The sequence below is a fragment of the Lactobacillus kimbladii genome (genome assembly GCF_014323605.1).
Classification (GTDB): Bacteria; Bacillota; Bacilli; order Lactobacillales; family Lactobacillaceae; genus Lactobacillus; species Lactobacillus kimbladii_B.
Window position 1 is genome coordinate 593919 of the sequence record NZ_SCMB01000001.1, and the last position, 21032, is coordinate 614950.

A 21032-nucleotide genomic window follows, 5' to 3' on the forward strand; every position below is an offset into this window, starting at 1 on the left:
ATGCATAGGATATAAAAACATATTAACTTATATATTAATACATAATAAAATGTAACCGTTATTGACAGGTAGAGTATTACAACAATGAAAAAAGTAAGAAATATTTATTAGTTTGTATAGCATTGCTGTATACTATTGGAGTAATAGTAATCCTCCGTATTAGCTAAGAAAGCTGTAACACCAATAACTAGATTAAAAAATTTTGCAAAACGCAAGGGGTTGAGTAGGAAAGGCGTTAAAGTACAACTAGAATATGCTTGGACAGAGTTGCACCATGCAGTAGCAAAAGACGGATCAATTACTAATGGTGGTCCAGATTGGATAGACATATACAATCATGGAATTTCTATCAAAGAATGGTGGAAAATGGATAACGTATCAGATATAGCTGGTATTTATACTGACTGTTTTGGTCGTGGTGCTATCAGTCATATGGCACACAACGATCCCCATGAGGCTAATGCTAGAAAATGGTACGCTAAATTAGCCGGTACTACGCCAGACAGTGAAGGCGGACAAATTGACGACGATACTATTAGTACTGACGGTGGTGGTGGCTGTGGTAGTGGTGATCAAAACGCAGGTGGGGCAAAAGCTATCGGCGAAAAATTATCATATATGTGGTCACACTTTCAGGTTATGGCTTTTATTGGTTCGCTTCTACAGTTGCTCATACAGTCCTTGGCGCTGGCGCTTTATTGATGTTTATTTCTGTCATTGCAGCTGTTTCTTCTTTGGCTACGTTAGTAGAATACAGCAGTCTGCTTTATGATTCACTTTTATGGGTAGAAAAATATCAGCGCTTTGAAAATTACCATGATGACTTTCAAAGTGGTACTAAAGAAATAGCCGCACCGATTGAGCAAATTAAATTAGGGCATGTTTCGTTTGTTTATCCCTTTTCTAAAAATGAAGTTTTGCATGATTTGAATTTTCAAATTAATCAAGGTGAAAAAATTGCTGTAGTGGGTGAAAATGGTTCAGGCAAGTCAACTTTAATTAAATTATTGTTGCGTTTTTATGATCCGAGTAAGGGAAAGATCGAGCTTAACGGTAATGATTTACGTGAATTTGCTCTTGCAAATTATCGGCAAAATTTATCCGTCACTTTTCAGGACTATTCTAAATTTAAGTTGAGTTTGGCCGACAATGTAGCAGTTTTTCGTCCAGGCGGTAACGCGAAAATTAAATCTGCGTTGAAGAAGGCAGGTTTAGAAACATTGCTTAAAGATAAAAATATCGACTTAAATACAATTTTAAGTAAGGAATTTGCGAATGGCACTGAACTTTCAGGAGGACAGTGGCAAAAATAGCACTTGCACGTGACATGTATACTAATGCTCAAGTAGAGTTCTTAGATGAGCCTACTGTGGCTTTAGACGCTAAAAGTGAAAATGAAATTTACCAGCATTTTTTGGCAGAAAACGAGGGCAAAACAATTATTTTTGTAACACATCACTTGTCGGCCATGAAATATGCGGATAAAATTCTCTTTTTACAAAATGGCAGAGTTCTGGGCTTTGATACACACGAAAAATTAATCAGGAGTAATGCTGATTATCGCAATATGTATAATTTACAAAAAGAGGCTTATATATAAGTATAAATAGATATAACAAAAATAGATAAAACCTATGTTTATTTTAGTGTTAAATGTAGATTTTATCTATTTTATATTCCGAAACTTTTTAATTGTTATTTTACTTCATCTATGTCATCTTCAGCTAAACGATGATGGTATAAGCTTTGATCTGTTTTATCAATGTCTGTTGTCAATGCTTCTTCAATAGCTTGCTGAATTTCAATCATGTTTTGTTTATTATAAAATGGAACGGATATTTCGTATGCTGTGCCACCCTTTTCAATTGATAATTTAGTCATGATACCATTTAAAAAGATTCCGATACCAATTAATAAGATAATAACACCGATTGCTGTATCAGAGTTAAACATTCCCAATCCAGTCGTTGCTATAATCACACCAAAAATGAAGTCTTTAACGGAGTAAGATGTATCAATTGAAGCATCAGATATATTTTTTAAAGGAATATTTTGTTTATGCTTACCAGCTGGAAGTAGGCCCAGTACTGTATTTTGCTCAACTATTCTTACAAATCTATAGTCAACTGCCACTGATCCCTTAATCCAAAAAAGTAATGTACTGGCAGAAAATTCTTTTTTAAACCACGTCTTATTACGTGACTTATTCATTTCTACTTTCTTTTCTCCTGTTTCTTTGATTACTTCTGGCATATTTTTCCTCCTAAATTAATTATAAAAATGTCTTAAAGCCTTAAGAAATTTTTATAAATTACTATAGCACATTAAAGCCGTTATTAACAGTGCTCTAGAGGCATTCTAGGCAATTTTTATAGCATTTTTACTTAAATTGCTGTTGTCGGTTCCCCGAAAGGGGGTGATTAAAATAATAAAAAAGTGGGAGTATAAATTGCAAGGAGTATGGTTATTTTTAAAGCCTGTCAGTCCAATCAAAAATTTTAATGTTACAATTCTAGGACTTTCTGGTAATAACATAACTTCAGTTGCTGTTTCAGCGTTCAACATAAATTTATTTAAGTAACATATTAAGTATAAACTATATTTTGATAATTATAATAATAAACCGTATTTTAAATGTTATTTTTTGATAAAAATTAATTTTTTAATTTCATGTATTTTAAGCATAGCTAACTAAAGTATATTCAGGATATCATGTAATATAATTTATATATAAAAACATTGACACATATAATATACAATTATATAATAAGCAGAGAATTCGTGCGGAAAAATTAGTGCTACGTGTTGTGCACCCGCGCTTTATTTGTTTTTAATAATTATTTATTGAAAGGAAAGTATTTTGAAAAAAATAAAACTTTATTTTATGTTAACTTTATTTTTAACATTATTAATGAGCTGTTTACAAATTAATGTATCAGCTAAAACAAAATCTACGACTCCGATAAAACTCAATCCTAGAGTCAGCAATTTTCATAGTAACTATTCCGGCAAAATGCATAAAATAACTTTTAGTGGTAGGACTAATGATGTATTTAATTTGAAAATTAAATATGATAATCAAGTGGTCAAAAATTTGAAAGTAAATCAGAATGTCGCAAAGTTCAAAGTTACTATTCCTTTCAAAGGTTATGAGACATTCAAAATTTATGGTGATAAAAAATTACTTAAAACTGTTTCTCCTAAGAAATATGTTACAAATAAGCCAATTTTGAGTAAGGTAAAGAGGAATAATAGTTCAGTCTATATTGAATTCTATACCAGGCCGGGGAATATTATAAAAATTTGGGAAAATGGGAAACCTGTATATTCCACGACAAGTGATATTTCTAAGGACAATATATTTCTGGAAAGCAAAAATTTTCATAATTATGATAATTTAAGAATAACTCAGCATAAGAGGGGTCAGAAGACAAGCAAAATGTTAACTTTACCAAAGCTTAAAATAGGTGAAGTTTATCGTAGAATAAAATAAATGATCTGGTAAAAATCGAAAATATCTAATTGGATTGTATTAATTACACCGATTAAGGTAGGTTTGTGTCACCAAAACTTCAATTAAAAGCAAGAGTTCATAATGTAGGTAAGCATAAAGACCTGGCTTAGGGATTATATGATAAGTTCTAAATATAAAAAAGAGTAGAATAATATGAATAAGCTTATGAGGTCTAGTGCAAACTTGGGAGCAACGATTTTATTGTTGATTAGTGACATTATCCAGTTATAGCATCAAAAAGTAATTTACAAAATGATAAGGTTGCTGTTATCAATGGTATAAGGAAACTTAACTATAGTTATTCTGGCAAGACACATAAAATTACGTTTCCTGGAACTGCATTGGAATTTAAAATTTAACTGATGTACAAGACTATTTTAAAAGTTATTGGTATGTTAATTTTATTCTTGTGGCTTACTGTGATTGGTATTTTTGCGATTGCCTTCGCTAAAAATCAGTTGTGGAGTATGGGATCGATTATTACATATAACAGACCGCGAAATGCCCTTGGCTGGTTGATTGTAGCAGCTATTGCAGCATCAGCCTTCAGTGCAATTCTTAAGTTAACGTAAGATAAATAAAATTAAAAAAGAATACTGCACCGCTAAAATTGATCAAATTAAATATATAATCTACATGTTTGTTTTTTAAAAACCTTGCGCACTTTCTAAGAAAGACTTCTGCAGAAATAAATATAGCAGAAAACAAATATGAGAAAATACCTGCCATGATTTAAGTATTGTGTACTACTCCCAAAAGCTTGGACAAAAAGTTAATATCATTTCTTTAAGGCTTGAGCCCGATATTCTTTCGGGGTCAAGTCTTTTAGGCTCTCTTTAACTTTCTTCGTTATAGTAGTGAATGTATTCTGTAATTGCTTTAATTAGTTCTTGCAGATTACATTTAAACGATAAATATAGTTGTAAATATAATGATATTTATAATTATACATGTTAAATGGGCTGAGATTGATATTGCTGTCACTTACAGATGCTACATGACTAATAATAAGACCGTTATTTGAAGAAAAGAAAAATCAGTTAACTGTTACGTGAACTGATTAATTAGATATTTTAAAAACTTTGAATTGTTTGTATGTGTTCAACTAGATTTTATAAGCAACTAAGCTCTAATTTAACCCTGATTTTGTAGATCCTTTGTATTGATCCAAAGCAGATTTTAAATCTCTGTCTGTAATTTTGACGTTTTGATCTTTCAAAACTTGGCTGATTACATTTCTCATAACAGTAGAATTTGCAGCCCATTTGGCATAAAGGTTATTTGTTAATTCTGCTTTACTGTTTTCAAAACTCCCTTTAGCTGGATGATTAATCATTTTTATTATCTCATAGCCATTAGTAACTTTCACTGGAGTGCTGGTATATTCACCATTTTTAAGCTTATATGCAGCATTTTTGAAAGTGGAATCCCAATTTTTATTTTCTTGATTAAAAGGCGCTAATTTTCCACTATTAGTACTGGTAGAACTATCTACAGAATATGTTTTTGCTAAATTTGAAAACTTTTTCCCATGGTCTAATTGCTCGATAATTTCTTCAGCTGTTGATCGACTAGTTACTAAAATATGCTGCACAGTAATCTTCGGATGATATGTTTTCCATTCTACTTTTAATTGTTTATTTGTAGGTTTGATTTGAGACCTCAATGCAATTTCACTAAGTAGGTTAATCTGAATCATTCTCTTAAAAGATGACTTAGTGTATGAATTTTGTGCTAAAAATTCATTAAATTGTGAGCCATAGCGTTCCTTATAATTATTGTATTCTTGAGTAACTTCTTTAGAATTCAATTTTTCCCCATATTGGGTCTTTAGAGCGTCATAAATCAACAAATTAGCTAAAACGTTTTTACTTGAAGGAGCTGACTTAAGTTCCTTATAAAACTCTTGTTGCGTAATTTTTTTATCTTTTCCATATTGAGCAACTTCTGTATTATTTGATTTTGAACAACCTGCTAAACTCAGTAAGGAAATGCCAGTTACAGCAGTTATTACACCTTTTAATAATTTGTTCATTTTATCTCCTCCAATGAAGATTTTCATCTAATTATTAAAAATATTAAAACAGATTGCAACTTTTAATTCAATAAAATCACAAAAAATAACAAGCAATAAACAAGAGATTACCAGAATAGCGGGCAAAGCAGTCCATAAATTACAAAAATAAGAAATTAAAATAATTAAAAATAATATTTTTTACTAAAACAATTGTTATTTTTAATTTTATCCTATATAATATTTAATTAATTGATAATGTTATTAATTTAAACAGGCAAACACACTATTGTTAATTAAGTTGGGGGACTAGCTATGAAAAGAAATAAGTATGTGGGAGTGCTAGTTTGTGCTGCTGCACTATCTGTCGTATCTGTATTCTCTAATGCTGAACAGCACGTTAAAGCTACTGTTGACAGTCAAACAAAAACTGTTGCAAACAGCTCTAAAGCAGCAGAATCAGCTACAGTGGGCATAACAAACAAAGCAATTGAAGCACAATTAGCTGCAAAAGGGGTTAATCTTAAGCATTTAACTTCTGACGAAAAGCAAACTGTATATGTTGATGTAATTGTTCAATTGTCTGCTTCACCTGCAGCTACAAATGGTTCAGTAAGCACAAATTCAAGTAGTGCAGAAATTGAACAGGCTACAAAACAAGTAATTGCACAACAAGGTTCAGTTAAAGCAAAGGTAAAGGCAATTACCAACCAAGCAATTGGCAAAAGCTATGGTTATGTAGTTAACGGTTTTGCTACTAAAGCAAAGGTTAAAGATATTCAAAAATTAAGAGCCATTCCAGGCGTTAAATCAGTAACTTTGGCAAAAGTCTACTATGCTAATGACTCTTCAGCTGATGATATGGCTAATGTTTCAGCAGTTTGGAATAATTATAAATACAAAGGTGAAGGTACTGTAGTTTCTATCATCGATACAGGTATTGATCCTAATCATAAGGATTTACGGTTGAGTGATGAATCTAAAGCGAAATTAACTAGAGAAAAGGTTGCTAACTTCACAAAACAAGCTGGTTATGGGCGCTACTTTACTGAAAAGGTCCCATATGGTCATAACTATTCAGATAACAATGACAATATTACTGATAATAATCCTAGCGAGCAACACGGTATGCACGTTGCAGGTATCGTAGCTGCCAATGGTACTTCAGATTCTGTTAACTCGGTTGTAGGTGTTGCTCCAGAAGCGCAATTATTAGCAATGAAAGCCTTTTCTAATTCAGCTAGTTCTGCTACTACTGATTCTACTAACATCATTGGAGCAATTGATGATTCAGCTAAACTTGGTGCTGATGTTTTGAATATGTCCCTAGGTTCTACTTCTGGTCAGCAAACTGATGATGATCCAGAAATTGTAGCTGTTGACCGGGCTACTAAGACAGGTACTGCCGCTGTAATTTCTGCTGGTAACTCCGGGACCTCAAACTCAAAAGCTGATGGAAACAACAAGGCATATTATGGCAATCCAGATATGGGAACTTTAGGTAGTCCGGGTACTGCCAGAACTGCCACAACGGTTGCATCAGCAGAGAATAATAAAGTTACCACTGATGGTATAACTTTTACTTCAGCGGATGGTAAAACTGTAATATTAGGCCCAGAAACTACTCAACTTTCAGGAGGTACTGATCGTTCATTCTTTAATGACAAGCAGTTCTACGTTGTTAAAGATAACAATGGACAATTAGGTATAGGCTCTGCAAATCAATATACATCAGATGTTAAGGGTAAAATTGCTATCGTTAAGCGTGGGACTCTTACTTTTACTGATAAACAAAAATTTGCACAGGAAGCAGGGGCTGCGGGTTTAGTCATTGTTAATAATCAAGCTGGTGCATTAACTAACATGCAGCTTAATGCTGGATTCCCTACTGTTGGATTATCAGGGGATGCTGGAAGCAAGTTAGTAGAATATGTTGATAATCATCCTGATGAAGCATTAAAGGTAAGCATTGCTGTGCAGCCATTAGATAATTCAGCCCTTAAGACGGACTTAATGTCTAACTTTACTTCCTATGGTCCTGTTTCTAATTTGGCATTTAAGCCAGATATCTCAGCACCAGGTGGAAATCTTTGGTCAACTCAAAATAATAATGGCTATACTAACATGTCAGGTACTTCTATGGCTTCTCCATTTATTGCTGGTACACAAGCACTTGTAAGTCAAGCAATGAATGATAAAAAGGGTTCTTTCTATGAAATTTATCAAAAAATGAGTCCAGATGAAAGAACAGCATTTATCAAAACTTTGGAAATGAATACTGCAAGTATTCAACCTGATGTTAGTCATGATAATGTGATTGTTTCACCTCGTAGACAAGGTGCTGGATTCATCAATGCACAAGCTGCTATTCAGGCATTGGCTAAAAATCCTTCAACCGTTGTTGGTAGCAACGGCTATCCAGGTGTTGAGCTTAAGAGTTTCACAGATAAAAATCTTAAATTCCAAGTTAAGTTTACCAATAGAACAAATAAGGATTTAACTTATAAGTTAAACAATAATGGTAAAGAATCAGATGTTTATACTTCTGCTACTGATAGTAGTTCAGTTTTGTATGACAAGAAAATTGATGATGCTTCAGTTCAAACTGATGATTACGTAGTTGTACCTGCAAATTCGACTAAGGAACTTACTATTACATTAGCACTGCCGACTGATTTTAAGGAAAATCAGTATGTTGAAGGATTCTTGAACTTTAATGGATCAGACGGTTCACAATTACGTTTACCATACATGGGATTCTTTGGCGACTGGGCAAGTTCAGATCTACCTATCTTTGCTAGCTTAAATGATCCAGACGTATTCCAACCTTACAATAATATCTTGGGTACTATTGTAACTGTTGGTAATGACTCTTTTAATGGTAACCCAGGTCTAAGCATTGATGAAAACGGTAATTATGTATTTGATTCTTCAAAATTTGCAATTTCTACAGCGGATTATGCTCAATTCCAATGGTTTAAACCAACTTATTACTTATACAGAAATGCTAATAACGTTAAGGCTCAAATTTTGGATAAAGATGGCAAAGTAATTAATACTTTAGCTTCGTTGAGTAATGCTACTAAGACATACTATTACGCACAAGCTCAAAGATACACTTACTTTGATGAAGCCCCTGAGTGGGATGGTACATACTTTGACCAACAAGCTAACAAGACAGTTAAAGTGCCTGATGGAACATATACTTACAGAATTTCTGCTACCGTTGATGGCACAAATACAGAACAGCATTATGATATCCCCGTTAAGGTAGATAGTGTTAAACCTGTATTAAAGAACCTTAAGTTAGAATCAAGTACAGAAAAGGATAGCAATGACCAAGAAAAGACTCGATACTACTTGTATGCTGAAGCCAAGGATGATCTTAGTGGCTTGAGTGGTGACGCAAATGTTTCTGTAAATGGTGTCTCAAGTCAATTAACATACGATCCAACTGCTAAAGCAGATAAGGATGGCTTCCAAAAGGTTGAGATCGACTTATCTCCTGAACAGGTAAAGGCTTTACAAGCAGGTAGTAATGACTTTGTTGTAGCATTATTTGATAATGCTTCAAATGCAGGAACTGCTTCAGGTGAAAGCAATAAGCCAGGTGAAACCGGCTATGGCTTGGTTCTTAAAGGCGGTGGGTTACCAGATAAGATCTCTTCAACAACTGACAGATACGAACCTGACACTAAATTCTTTGTATTCACAGGTACTTATCCAAGTAGGGTATATGGTACTTATACTGATAAGTATGACAAGACTCACGACCTAGATATCGAAAGTGAAGATGACAAGTCATTTGTTGCTAATCTTCCACTTACTAAGGATGATTACAAGACAACGGTTACTCTCTATGCTGATGTTGACCATAAGACCGTCCTTAAAGAAAAAGAAATTACAGTTAGTCTTGTACCAGCTAACGTTGAAAGCTTAACTGTTGATAATATTGCTACTTACGATGTAAACAAGGATTCAACAGCTGAATTGGCACAAACCTCTGAAGATACTGTTAAACTTTCAGGAAAGGTCAGTGATGATACTAAGTCATTAGTAATTAAGCAAGATGGCAAAGATGACGTATCAGTTGATCTGAGTGCTGATCATACCTTCTCTATTGAATTACCAGTACACTTTGGTGAAAATGACTTTAATATTGTAGCAACTGATGAAGATGGTAATTCATCCAGTGTTGAGCAAAAGGTTAAGTCTAGTGATCGTGGTAAAACAACTGTAGAGAGCAATGACGTTACATTCGATGGCGGCATCAAGTGGGGTACCAACAACGTTAGTGCTGATACCAAAAATTATGATCCTAAAACTGGCGAGTTGACTATTACTGGTAAGGTAAAGAGACCAACTACTACTTTGCAAATCGATGGTAAAAACGTCAAGATCAATTCTGATCAGACATTTGAAGTAACTCTAAATGTTGGTACTCACGGTGCTAAGATTGTATCTGCTTTGATTGGTGACTCAACTGTTAGAGAAACTACTCAAGAGAGACTGAGTTTCTATGTAGATGCAGAATCACCTGATTTAGCTTTGGATAATAATGGTCCTGTCTACACTAACAAAGATAAATATACAATTTCTGGTACTGTCACTGATGACTACAACTACTATGAACTATCAATCAATGATAACCACATTGAATCTGCTTGGGGTGATGTAGACTTCCACAGCGAGGAAGGCTTCAAGAAGGACTTTAAGCATGAAGTTGAATTGAAGCAAGGTAAGAATACTTTTAATATTAAAGTAACTGATTCTCAAGGCAATGAAACTACTCAAACTTTAATTGTTTACTATAAACCAGAAAAGGTCTTAGATGAGCCTGATATAAAGCAAACTGTAGCAAAAGATGGCAAGTCTGCTCTCATTGAAGCTACTACCAAGGAACCTGATGCAACGGTAGTTTACAGTGTTGACGATGGCAAAACATTCAAGAATGTGCCAGATGACGGACTCAAAGTCACTGAAAATGGAACTATTGAATTCAAGTCTGTTGATAAATATGGCAATGAATCTGATGTTAAATCTGTAGAGGTCAAGGATCTTAATGATAAAACTAAACCTAGTGCAGATGATGAGAAGTTATCCGATGCTAAAGAAAAGCTTCAGGACAATGTTGATGCTGGCGAAAAGAAAGACTTGAGTGGCTACACTGATGATTCTAAGAAGGCCTATGAAGAAGCTTTAGACAAGGCTAAAGATGTTTTAGCAGATAAGAATGCTACATTAAAAGATGTACAAGCTGCTAGCGATGCATTAGCTAAAGCAGAAAAGGCATTGACTGATAAAGAAAAAGATACTTCAGATGATAATCTGCTAAAAGCAAAGAAGAAACTTCAAACTAATGTTGATGCTGGCGAAAAGAAAGATTTGAGTGGCTATACTGATGATTCTAAGAAGGCTTATGAAGAAGCTTTAGACAAAGCGAAAAATATTTTAGCAAACAAAGACGCTACACTGGAAGATGTCCAAGCTGCAACTGATGCATTAGCTAAAGCAGAAAAAGGTTTAACTGCTAAGAGTACTGAATCAACTCCATCAACTAATGCCACTCCAAGCTCTAATAATTCTAGTTCACAAGCAAGTGCAAATACAACTGCTTCAGATAAGAATAAGGCTAATGAGGAAAAGAAGGATGCCAAAGAAGAGGGTAAATCAACTAAGGTAATGTTCAAGTCTGTTCTTTACACTAAGGACCTTAAGAAGACCTCTAAGACTGCCAAGGCATATAGCTTCCTTAACTTTGTAGTTGAAAATGATAAACTAAAAGTTTATACATTTAATGGTCAACATTTCTACAAGGTAGTAGATGAGGATGAATATGTTCGTGTAAGAAATGTTACTGGTACCAAGGCTAAGTTGAAGAGAAACTCTTACGTTTACAAGTCTAATGGTAAGAAGACATCACGTATTCTTCTCAAGAAGGGTACTACTGTGACTGTCTACGGTGATCAATATAAGGCTTTAAAGAAATATAAGAAGACAGCTTATAGAATTGGCGAAGGTAAATACATCAAGAGCGTAAACTTTTATAAAGTTGATCTTGTAAAATAGTTGATCCATAACTAGTCTTATCATATAAAACTTATATAAGAAAATAGTTTCCAGATTTTAAAAGACGATCAAAATTCTCAATTGAGTATTTTGATCGTTTTTTGCTTGTTCTTTGTCGTGAAAATCTGCTATGTATCTCATAATTTTTGGGCGTTCGATAACAGACTGTATTGAGAAAGGCGACTTAACTAAGCTAATAATACTAACCCCCCAAAAAAATTTTGTCTTAATTTCGGGATTCATATCAGGTCAGATTGAATATTGAATTAGCATAATAAATCAACTGGTAGTCTTTTTTAGAAATCTTGCGCATTTCCCAAAAAGTGCCACTGCAATTAATAAATCTAACAGAAAATATACAAGAGAAAATACCTGACAAGATTTAAATATTGTCAGGCTTTTTTGATGAAAGACAAATACTAAAGTATAATTAACATTAACGTGAAAATTCAATTTAAAGCTTTTTAGATAATGATCAATCTAGAGAAAAAAGCTTACAAACTAAGGGAGGGTTTGAATATGAGTAACATAAAAGTTTTAGTAACAGGAAGAATGCCAGAAGCTGGTTTAACGGAGTTAAGAAAAAACTTTGCTGTGACCCGTAAACCAGAAAAAGAAGGTAGGGCTTGGGTTTTAGCACACCTATCTGAATATGAAGGTTTGATACTCATGGGGACACAGGCTGACCGTGAATTAATTGATGCCGGCACTAATTTGAAAATTATTTCTGCTAGTGGCGTTGGCTATGACAAAATTGACATTGACTATGCGAAACAAAAAGGAATTGTTGTTGCCAATTGTCCTAAAAGCGTTCTTATTCCTACCGCAGAAATGACATTTGCCTTAATTTTAGCAACTATGAGACGTTTGCATTTTTATGATAAAACTATTCGCACTGACAAATGGGTTGATGTTTCTCAACCGGAAAATATGGGAACAGGGCTCCAGGGAAAAACACTTGGTATTTACGGTATGGGTCGCATTGGTTCTGAAGTAGCCAAGTACGCCCAAGTCTTTGGCATGAAAGTCATCTACCATAACAGACATCAGCTAAGTTCTCAAAAAGAAGCAAAAAAGAATGTTCATTATGTAGATTTTGATACTTTTGTTAAAACAGCAGATGTGATTACCTTGCACGCCCCGGCAACTCCTTCTACAACAGGCGTTTTCGATGCTCAAATATTTAAGCAGATGAAAAAGACAGCTTATATTATCAATGTTGCTCGAGGTAAGCTGATTAAACAAAATGATTTAATTGCCGCATTGCAAAACGGTGACATTGCTGGAGCAGGTTTAGACGTATATGAAACTGAACCTGAAGTACCACAAGCTTTATGTGAACTAGATAATGTAATTTTATCACCTCATGCAGGCTCAGGAACACTGTCTGCCCGCACGAATATTGCTGCTGAGGCTTCACAAAATCTCATTTCATATTTACGGGATCATAAGCCATTAAATCAAGTTAATAAGTGATCTTTTAATTAGTAAAAATAATCATGAATAAAAACCAAGTTTTTACTTGGCTTTTTTCTTTTACAGAAATATAATATGAAGCTAACTACATGAAGTATACTTCACATTACTAAGAAGGTGAGATTATCAAAAATTTAGTTAAGGAAAATAGAAAAAAGCTGCACTTAACGCAACGTGAACTTGCTGTCAAAGTGGGTGTCACCGAACGAACGATTATCACAGTAGAAAAGGGTAAATACAAGCCCTCACTCATCTTGGCGTATAAACTAGCGCAAGTTTTTAGGACCGATATTGAAACCTTATTTTGTTTACAGGAATATATAGAAAATGAAGAAGAATAAGAAAAGAAAGATCAAATATTATTTCGCAGCATGCTTTTTTACATTTTTAGCGCTTCTTGAGTTGGTGCTGATCAGTTTAGAGGTTCTGCGGCACCGCAGGCAAACCGATATACCGAAAAATATTATTTATGCAGTTTTTGCTATTAGTTTTGCTTTTTATCTTTATTATAAAGCCAAAACTGTGGGTACAGATAAAGATGATGAAGACGAGCGTGATGAGTTTATTGTAGTGAAAACCGATCACCAAATGTATAAAATAGCTAACTGGTTAATTTATATTCTGAGCCTGGTCTTTATAACTAGCGCAGCGTTCATGTATGAAGCTCAAGGCTTTACGACACCGGTCATAATATTGACAACCATTGCCGCTACTTTAAGCGTCTTATGGAACTTATTATTATTAATTGAAATGATTTTAGGTATTACCAATGAACTTAGAAACTGATGAGACATAAATATTGCTAAATAATATCCAAGCAACTTTGCATTTTAGTACAAAATTTTTTCCACTTGCTTTCCTGATAGTGACCTCTTAGTTAAATAGTATTGTAATCACGGTTCTTCTCAAGTTTAATTAATTTATCATCTTTAATGAATGAAAAAATTATTAACAAAACTGAGGGAGAAAAATAATGATTTACCATAACTATTCACATTTAAAATTCTTTTGGCTCAATGTTTTCGGTTTGATATACAGTACTTTAAATATCTTTGCTGCTTATATGCTTAGTAATTTGATTAATATGGCAACTAAGAGACAATTTTCAGTCTTACCTTCTTTAGTGACGCAGATCATAGTAGCGCTAACTATAATCTTAATTTCAGGCTTACTATTTAATTACTTAAAAACCGATGCCGTTAAGCAAATTAACACTAAGTTGAGATCTAAAGTGTTAAAGGGAATGCTGCTAAATAAAGAAGAAGATAGTGCTAATTTAGGTTTTTTAACTAACGACTTTAAGTTATTAGAAACTAATCGTTATGAAGCTGAAATTGAAATTCTGATCTATACTTATACCGTTATTTTGGCGCTGGGTTATGCTTTATATTTAAACTGGTTTGTTACCTTGATTTATTTCGTGGGCTCAGCAATCCCTACAGTTGTGTCCAACTTTTTCCAAAAACCAATTCAAAAGGCTTCAGGTGATTGGACTAAGGCTAACGACAAGTATGTCAGCCAAACCAAAAATATTTTAGCTGGCACTGGAACTTTTAATTTATACGGCAAGCAAGACAATGCTGTTAAACAAAATAAGCGTGCGGTTGAAAGTCTGGAAGAAAAACTGGCCAAAATGAATGTGCTGAATAATAATACTAATACCTACCTTAATATTATTGCGATTGCCAGTGCATTTTTACTACCATTTGCTTTTGGGACATTATTGGTAGTCAATGGTCAAATAACATTAGGAGCATTATTTGCCATCACTCAGCTTTCTAATTCTTTTGTTAATCCTATCTTGCAAATTTTAAATGAACGAAACAATTTATCTACCACTAAGGGTATTGTTAACAAGATCAAGCAGTTTATTGCTAAAGGTGAGCAAAAACCGCAAAACGGTGTTGCTACTGACGACTTTAAACAATTAGAAGTGAAAAATCTGACTTTAAAACGGCAGGATAAAGAATTAGCTAGTCAAATTAATTTTGCAGTTGCAAAAGGACAAAAGGTTGCGGTAATTGGACCATCTGGCTCTGGTAAATCCACCATGCTCCAATATTTAATGTATGGTGATTATGGTCAGGCACAAGAAGAGTTGCTTAATCAAAAGGCCGTTAAACCTGGTACTTTTACTAATTTGTTTGCATATTCAAGCCAAAGCGCGGTCATCTTTGCCGACTCATTGTGGTTTAATCTTACTTTGGGTGCAGACCTCCCCTTAGAAGAAGTTACGGAAGTTTGTGATCATTTAGAACTGGGACTGCTGGTTAAAGAAAAAGGTTTTGACTACCAATTAGGTGATAATGCGGATCAATTATCCGGTGGTCAGTTAGCACGAATTGAATTAGCAAGGGCAATTTTGGCCAAACGACCAATTTTATTACTGGACGAAGTTAACGCCTCATTAGATAAGGCTACTTCTCAAGCAATTCATGACTACTTGTTTGACTCAGACTTTACTTTCATTGAGGTTATTCACCACTATGAGCCAGCAGAGTTAAAGCGTTATGATGCTGTAATTGACTTTAATAATTATATTTAAAACATGGTTTCAAATAATATAGTAAATAAAAAGCTTACTTTTTGTAAAAAGGGAGTAAGCTTTTTTATGACACCAAGTATATATCTAAATTATTTCCAGCTATTTTTAATACAGTGGCTTTAGTAGTACAGCCACTGACTAAATATATTTATTTTTCTTTCCGTTTACGTGTAAACCAGCCAATTACAGCAACTGTTCCTGTGACAATTATGCCAGTGAACATTATCATGAAATTGCTTTCTTTACTTTCACCAGTCTTGGCCAATACATTGGTGCGCTTAGAAGTACTACTTAAGTTATGGCTTTTAATAGTAGAATGCTGAATAATCTGGGATCGCCGACCCGTTTTCTTTACATGATGCTGTTTTGAAACTGCTTTTTGTGGCTTTGGCCTGGTTGGCTTTTTCTGTTTATTTGGTTTTTCTGGTTTGGTAGAAGAATTAGTCGGGTTATTAACACTCGGATTATTATTTTTTTTGGTGTAAATATAGGTGACATCTTGAGTCTGTGTACTAAAGAATCCAGTCGCATTCGTCGGTCTGGACTTTAAAGTATAGCCTGCAAGATCTTTGGCTCCAGTAGTATACCCGTCACCAACGTTACCGCTTAAAACAATTTCGGAAGTAAGTTTGTTACCATTTTCATCTTGGTAGTGAACAATCACATCAGCAGCTTTACTTGGGACATTAGGATTTACTGGCAGCTTGGTAGGAGCTTTTTTGTAGAGATAAACAACATCAGTTATAGTATTATCAGCAAAGCTACCACTGGCATTGGCAGGAGTTTCTGCTAAAGCGTAGCCAGTAATATCTTTCGGCTTTGTGGTATATGGAGTGTTTAATCCACCAGTTTGTACATCATTAGGTGCTAGTTGGTTGCCCACTTGGTCTTGATAATGTGTAATAACAGCCGCATTGTATCTAACATAGGCATCGGCGTCTTTAGCAGGATTATAGTTAGTTAAAAGTTGTGGAGATGTCCAACGCTTATCTTTAAGCGCTTGAGGATGCTCTGTTGTCCCATCACCGACGTTAACCCAGACTCCGGGCGTATCTAAGCCAGTATTTGATAGAGAATTTTTAGCACCTAGTTTTAAGTAGTTTAAACCTGCCAGTCCGTTTAGCATATTATCGCTGCTAGTAACAGAGTCCATATTGAAATTACTGATATCAAGGCTGGTTAAGCCACTATCTCCTGAAAACATTTCCATCATGTCAGTTACCTTGTCCGTGTTAAAGTGACTAACGTCTATCTTTGTCAAATTGGTGCAAAAGGCAAACATTCCGTTCGTGCTAGTAACATTACTAGTGTTGAAGTGGCTGACATCTAATTGATTCAGACTCATACAGTATAAAAACATGCCTACAGTTTGTTCAGCGCTGCTGGTATCAAAGCTAGCAACATTTAAATTTGATAACTTAAGGCACATGCCAAACATAGCAGACATATCCGTTACTTTTGCTGTATTGAAGCTACTAATGTTTAATGCCGTCAAGTTTCGACAGGCATAAAACATAGAATTCATGTTTTCAACATTTTTAGTGTCAAAATTATTCAGATTTAAGTTGGTTAAGCTTGTGCAAAGATTAAACATAGTACTCATGTCTTTAACTTTTGCTGTATTAAACGAACTAACATCAAGATTTGTTAAGGCAGAACAAGACTTAAAAAGCTTGTTCATATCAGTTACATTACTCGTATTAAAGCCACTCAAATCTAGACTTTTTAAATTTTTATCATTAGAGAACATAGAGGCCATATTCGTAACTTGGCTTGTGTCAAAGTTAGATAAGCCCTCAAACTCTTCTAAGTCGTTTAAATCACTGAAGAGACCAGCCGCAGATCCCTTGATAGCTAGAGGTCCGTCGATAACAATCTTTTTGGGTTTATTAGTGAGAAAGAATTGGCTAATTGTTCTAGGTACATCATTACTATCAGCTGTTATATTACCAGAAATAGTGGCAACTTCTTGATCAGGATCATATGTAAGATGAGCACCATTACTATCAGATGATATTAAGTTGGCTTTTGTAGCAATCTTTTGCTGTTCATTTTCACCATGTGTAACTGCAGGAGGCACGTCTTTTTGATTGGCTGCTTTAGCATCTGCATCAGAATTCTCATTATTTTTCGTAGAGATTACCGGCACACTAATTAATGAAGTTGTCTGATCTTTCGAATCACTATCAGCAGCATTTGTTTGGTCATTACCCTCATTTGTAGCAATAGGACTTTGTGAATCTACATTAGATTTTGTATCATTTCCAGATACAAGATGAGAAGCAGCAAGATGGTCTGCCTTAACTATTTGTGGACTGTTACCTAGTAAGCCGAGACTGACCACAAGGCCACCCAGCAGCAATTTTTCCTTGTTCTTATTCATTATACTTAACCTTCATGTATTAAAAACAGTATATCGTGTACCTAAATGGAGTTTATCATATTTATTATATTAATTAATAATTAAACGCACTAATATGTTTTAACAGGTGTAAGAATGCTTAAAGTAAAGCAAAATAGTTAGAGTGGTTTTAATTACTAACTATTTATATATATTATATATTAATACAATTATTTTAATTTTTAAGTATTGAATGAAACACTTTTTCGTCATTTTTCGTTGCACATATGGTTAAGCTAACTAGTTAAAATTGCTATAGCTGTTAGTAATAGTCTAGCAAATATAACAAATAGACTTTCTTTTTGCTTTTCTACAGTTTTAGACAAATACAGTAGCAGCATTGGTATTTTTAGCAATTTTTTTAAAACCGGAGTTTTAATTGCAGCCTTATGGTCAGCCAGGTATTGACTTACAATATGATTTACTTTTACTATTGAGGATTGCTGTCTCTTGAACCAAGTGAAGTTGCTAACCACTTTTTTAACCCCAATTACCGTTGATGCAATTGTGCCGAATTTATTATAAATGGTGCTTAAGAAACTAACTTTGCTTTTAGCTATAATAGAGCTAAATAAAATATGATAAAATCATTGTTAATTACTTTTCATTTTTAGTAAATCAGGTAGGCATTTCCATGAAGAGAACTTATTTTAAGGCAAATTTTACTATTGCACGCAAATCAAAGAAAAATATTCTGTTAATGGGCGCTTTGGTTTTATTCATGGTTCTCTTTGTATTAGTGGTTGAAGCTCAAAACTTGGGAGATAACTACCGTCAGTGGCGGTCATACTATGATTCTCTTGAGGTTAATATTAGTTATTTTGACAGCAGTCTATTACTCAAACAAGAATATAAAGAGACTTATGACAATTTAAACGCCCAGGAAGGTTGTATTTTCAGTTTGCAAAATGGGGAAGTTTTAAGTGATCCACAAACTTATCTAGACGGGTCGATCATGTTATTTCAAACCATGTTAGACGGCTACCGCAATAATTATCTGGGAGCCAGCACATTGAACGTTCCACCCAAATATCAATTGCATCAAAGATTAGTTACGTATAAATATCTTTATCGTCATCATATACCTGCAGTTATGAATTCAAAGGCATCAGCAACGTATTTAATCTATATTCTCAATTTTGTGGCTATTTTTATTTTCTTTTATATTTTGCTTATTTCTAATGATGTGTGGATGGTTAAGTTGGATCATAAGACGGTTTTACGCAATATCCCTTATCGTGTAGAAGATGAGGTTAAAGGTAAAACCATGATCAATTTGGCTTTAACCTTGGGCCCTTTACTTATTGGATTAGTTGGTGCATATCTTTTTGCTGGCTTACGAAATGGCTTTCGCAGTTTAAATTATCCTAATGTTTTTTACTTTAATAAAATAATAGCAATCCCAGTCTGGTTGGATTGTTTGCTCTTTTTACTTTATACCGCAGTATTGGTAGTATTTGTGACCAGTTTAACTTTACTTCTTAACCAGTTGACTAAAAATGTATATCTCACTACCTTTATTGGTATTGCTCTATATGTATTAACGTATTTGCCTGCCAAAATGCTTAAATTTATTGCTTGGCTGCCATCTGCATATTTAAATGTTAATGATGTGCTTAATGGCACTGTGGCAAGTAAAACAGGATTTGCAGGGCTAAACTTAGTCACCAGCGGCTGTATCCTATTAGTTTGGTCATTTATTTTGATCATCTGGTTCAGACACTTGGTTAATAAAGGAGGTATTGCACGATGAAATGGCGTTATTTCCTCTTTCAGTTGAAGGCTTTTTTGGTTAATCCCAAAAATATTGGATTGTTTATTGCTACTGTGATTATGTCTTTATATTTTAGTCTGGTCAGTGTGCCTAACCGTCAAGTAATTGAACAGGTCGATGCCAAGCCTATCAGAAAGGAATATATTGATGACACGGCCTTTTTAAAAGTGGCTATGCAAGAGATTGCTTATTCCAAGAAGCCAGGTTATTATTCTATTCCTAGCAAAGGGGCAGTGGACGCTGTCAGTACTTACCCACAGGTCTTATCTTATGATAAAAAAATATTGCTTGCTATAAAGAAAAAAGACTGGGATGCTTATGCTAAAAACGCCAGTGCTCGTTATCAATATATTGACGAGTTAATCTTTGTAGAAGGTAACCAAAACTTTTTGTATCCAGCTGCGTACAATCAAAATGATAATTTTAAGCAGGATGGTCATTTTGGCTATCAACGGACGTATCACTTGTATAACGCACTTTTAGCCGGTAAAAAGGATAAGCAAACAGAGCTGAATAAAAATATTTTGGAAGAACGCACAGCCTTACAAGTAATTCAAAACTCACTTTCTGGCTGGACAGTCTTAATCATGGTAGTGATAGTTTGTTTCTTTGCTGCAGACATTGAGACTAATGACAGGAAATATTATACGGTCTTGGAAAATATTCCTTTAAGTAAACGTACCATTTTATGGTTGAAAACTGGAGTTGTTGAAGTAGGGGTTTTGCTTGACTTTGTAGTAGCTGGGATAATTGCTCTTCTTTGTATAGCACCTAGATATGGTTTGGGATCATTAAGACTAAATACTGTTGATTATTTAGGCAAAATAAACTTCAAAGCAACCTTTAGGACTGAAACACTAGGTATGTATTATTTGCAGTTTATCATTTTTGCAATCATTATTTCGTTTATCTTTATCAGGTTGACAATTCTGCTATCAATCGTTTTGCGTAACGAATATGTTGCCGGCATGCTTAGCAGTTTGTTTGCTATCAGTGCGAAGATGCTTTACTTCTCGTTGGGCATGGGCTTTGTTTACCCGTTTTTGGAAAAATGGCCTATGACTTACTTTTCTATCGGTGACAGTATTACCGGCAACTTGGCTTATTTGATGGATGCACCCGGATGGGGCTTTACTGCTGGCTTAGGACCACTCATTTGTCTGGCACTTGTCATTGAAATTTTACTGTTTTTGTTCACGCAAATTAAAAGCATCCCTTTAGTTAGACGAGGTGATTAAA

General features: G+C 34.3%; 13 protein-coding genes and 1 pseudogene. 11 read left to right on the forward strand and 3 right to left on the reverse strand.

What is annotated here, in order from left to right; translation table 11 throughout:
- The first annotated feature begins 219 nt into the window (after positions 1-219).
- Both ERK18_RS02920 and ERK18_RS09670 read left to right on the forward strand, forming a co-directional pair.
- Positions 220-702, forward strand: coding sequence for a hypothetical protein (locus ERK18_RS02920; RefSeq protein ID WP_187154200.1), 483 nt, complete (start codon positions 220-222; stop codon positions 700-702).
- Positions 621-1600, forward strand: a pseudogene (locus ERK18_RS09670) (ATP-binding cassette domain-containing protein); the annotation flags it as partial. The gene ERK18_RS02920 and the pseudogene ERK18_RS09670, both read left to right, overlap by 82 nt.
- Positions 1601-1695: 95 nt before the next feature.
- On the opposite strand, the gene ERK18_RS02930 reads toward ERK18_RS09670, so the two are convergent.
- Entirely contained in the window at positions 1696-2253 is a 558-nt protein-coding gene (locus ERK18_RS02930; RefSeq protein ID WP_222710080.1) for a hypothetical protein, read from the reverse strand.
- A gap of 607 nt (positions 2254-2860) precedes the next feature.
- On the opposite strand from ERK18_RS02930, the gene ERK18_RS02935 reads away from it, so the two are divergent.
- A complete protein-coding gene (locus tag ERK18_RS02935) occupies positions 2861-3493 on the forward strand; it encodes a hypothetical protein (protein ID WP_187154201.1) in 633 nt (210 codons plus the stop codon).
- Between the two features lie 383 nt (positions 3494-3876).
- Complete coding sequence (locus ERK18_RS02940; protein ID WP_187154202.1) at positions 3877-4086, forward strand: hypothetical protein; 210 nt, start codon at positions 3877-3879, stop codon at positions 4084-4086.
- 557 nt (positions 4087-4643) lie between these two features.
- On the opposite strand, the gene ERK18_RS02945 is transcribed toward ERK18_RS02940, so the two are convergent.
- The gene (locus ERK18_RS02945; RefSeq protein ID WP_187154203.1) at positions 4644-5549 is read right to left on the reverse strand and encodes a peptidylprolyl isomerase PrsA; all 906 of its coding nucleotides are present in this window, start codon (positions 5547-5549) and stop codon (positions 4644-4646) included.
- A 294-nt stretch (positions 5550-5843) separates the two neighbouring features.
- On the opposite strand from ERK18_RS02945, the gene ERK18_RS02950 reads away from it, so the two are divergent.
- The 5 genes from ERK18_RS02950 (at position 5844) to ERK18_RS02970 (ending at position 15618) form a co-directional block, all read left to right on the forward strand.
- Entirely contained in the window at positions 5844-11597 is a 5754-nt protein-coding gene (locus ERK18_RS02950; RefSeq protein WP_187154204.1) for a S8 family serine peptidase, read from the forward strand.
- 519 nt (positions 11598-12116) lie between these two features.
- A complete protein-coding gene (locus tag ERK18_RS02955; RefSeq protein ID WP_187154205.1) occupies positions 12117-13073 on the forward strand; it encodes an NAD(P)-dependent oxidoreductase in 957 nt (318 codons plus the stop codon).
- Positions 13074-13198: 125 nt separating this feature from the next.
- The gene (locus tag ERK18_RS02960) at positions 13199-13414 is read left to right on the forward strand and encodes a helix-turn-helix transcriptional regulator (protein WP_187154270.1); all 216 of its coding nucleotides are present in this window, start codon (positions 13199-13201) and stop codon (positions 13412-13414) included.
- A complete protein-coding gene (locus ERK18_RS02965; protein ID WP_187154206.1) occupies positions 13401-13859 on the forward strand; it encodes a hypothetical protein in 459 nt (152 codons plus the stop codon). Before ERK18_RS02960 ends, ERK18_RS02965 begins: the two co-directional genes overlap by 14 nt.
- A gap of 187 nt (positions 13860-14046) precedes the next feature.
- The gene (locus ERK18_RS02970) at positions 14047-15618 is read left to right on the forward strand and encodes an ATP-binding cassette domain-containing protein (protein ID WP_187154207.1); all 1572 of its coding nucleotides are present in this window, start codon (positions 14047-14049) and stop codon (positions 15616-15618) included.
- Between the two features lie 148 nt (positions 15619-15766).
- Here the strand turns inward: ERK18_RS02970 and ERK18_RS02975 are convergent, their stop codons facing one another.
- Entirely contained in the window at positions 15767-18001 is a 2235-nt protein-coding gene (locus tag ERK18_RS02975) for a BspA family leucine-rich repeat surface protein (RefSeq protein WP_187154208.1), read from the reverse strand.
- A 652-nt stretch (positions 18002-18653) separates the two neighbouring features.
- On the opposite strand from ERK18_RS02975, the gene ERK18_RS02980 reads away from it, so the two are divergent.
- Together ERK18_RS02980 and ERK18_RS02985 are read left to right on the forward strand one after the other, a co-directional pair.
- A complete protein-coding gene (locus ERK18_RS02980; RefSeq protein ID WP_187154209.1) occupies positions 18654-19772 on the forward strand; it encodes an ABC transporter permease in 1119 nt (372 codons plus the stop codon).
- Positions 19769-21031 (forward strand): tellurium resistance protein TerC, encoded by a 1263-nt coding sequence (locus ERK18_RS02985; RefSeq protein WP_187154210.1) that lies wholly within the window; start codon positions 19769-19771, stop codon positions 21029-21031. Before ERK18_RS02980 ends, ERK18_RS02985 begins: the two co-directional genes overlap by 4 nt.
- The last annotated feature ends 1 nt before the right edge of the window (position 21032 follow it).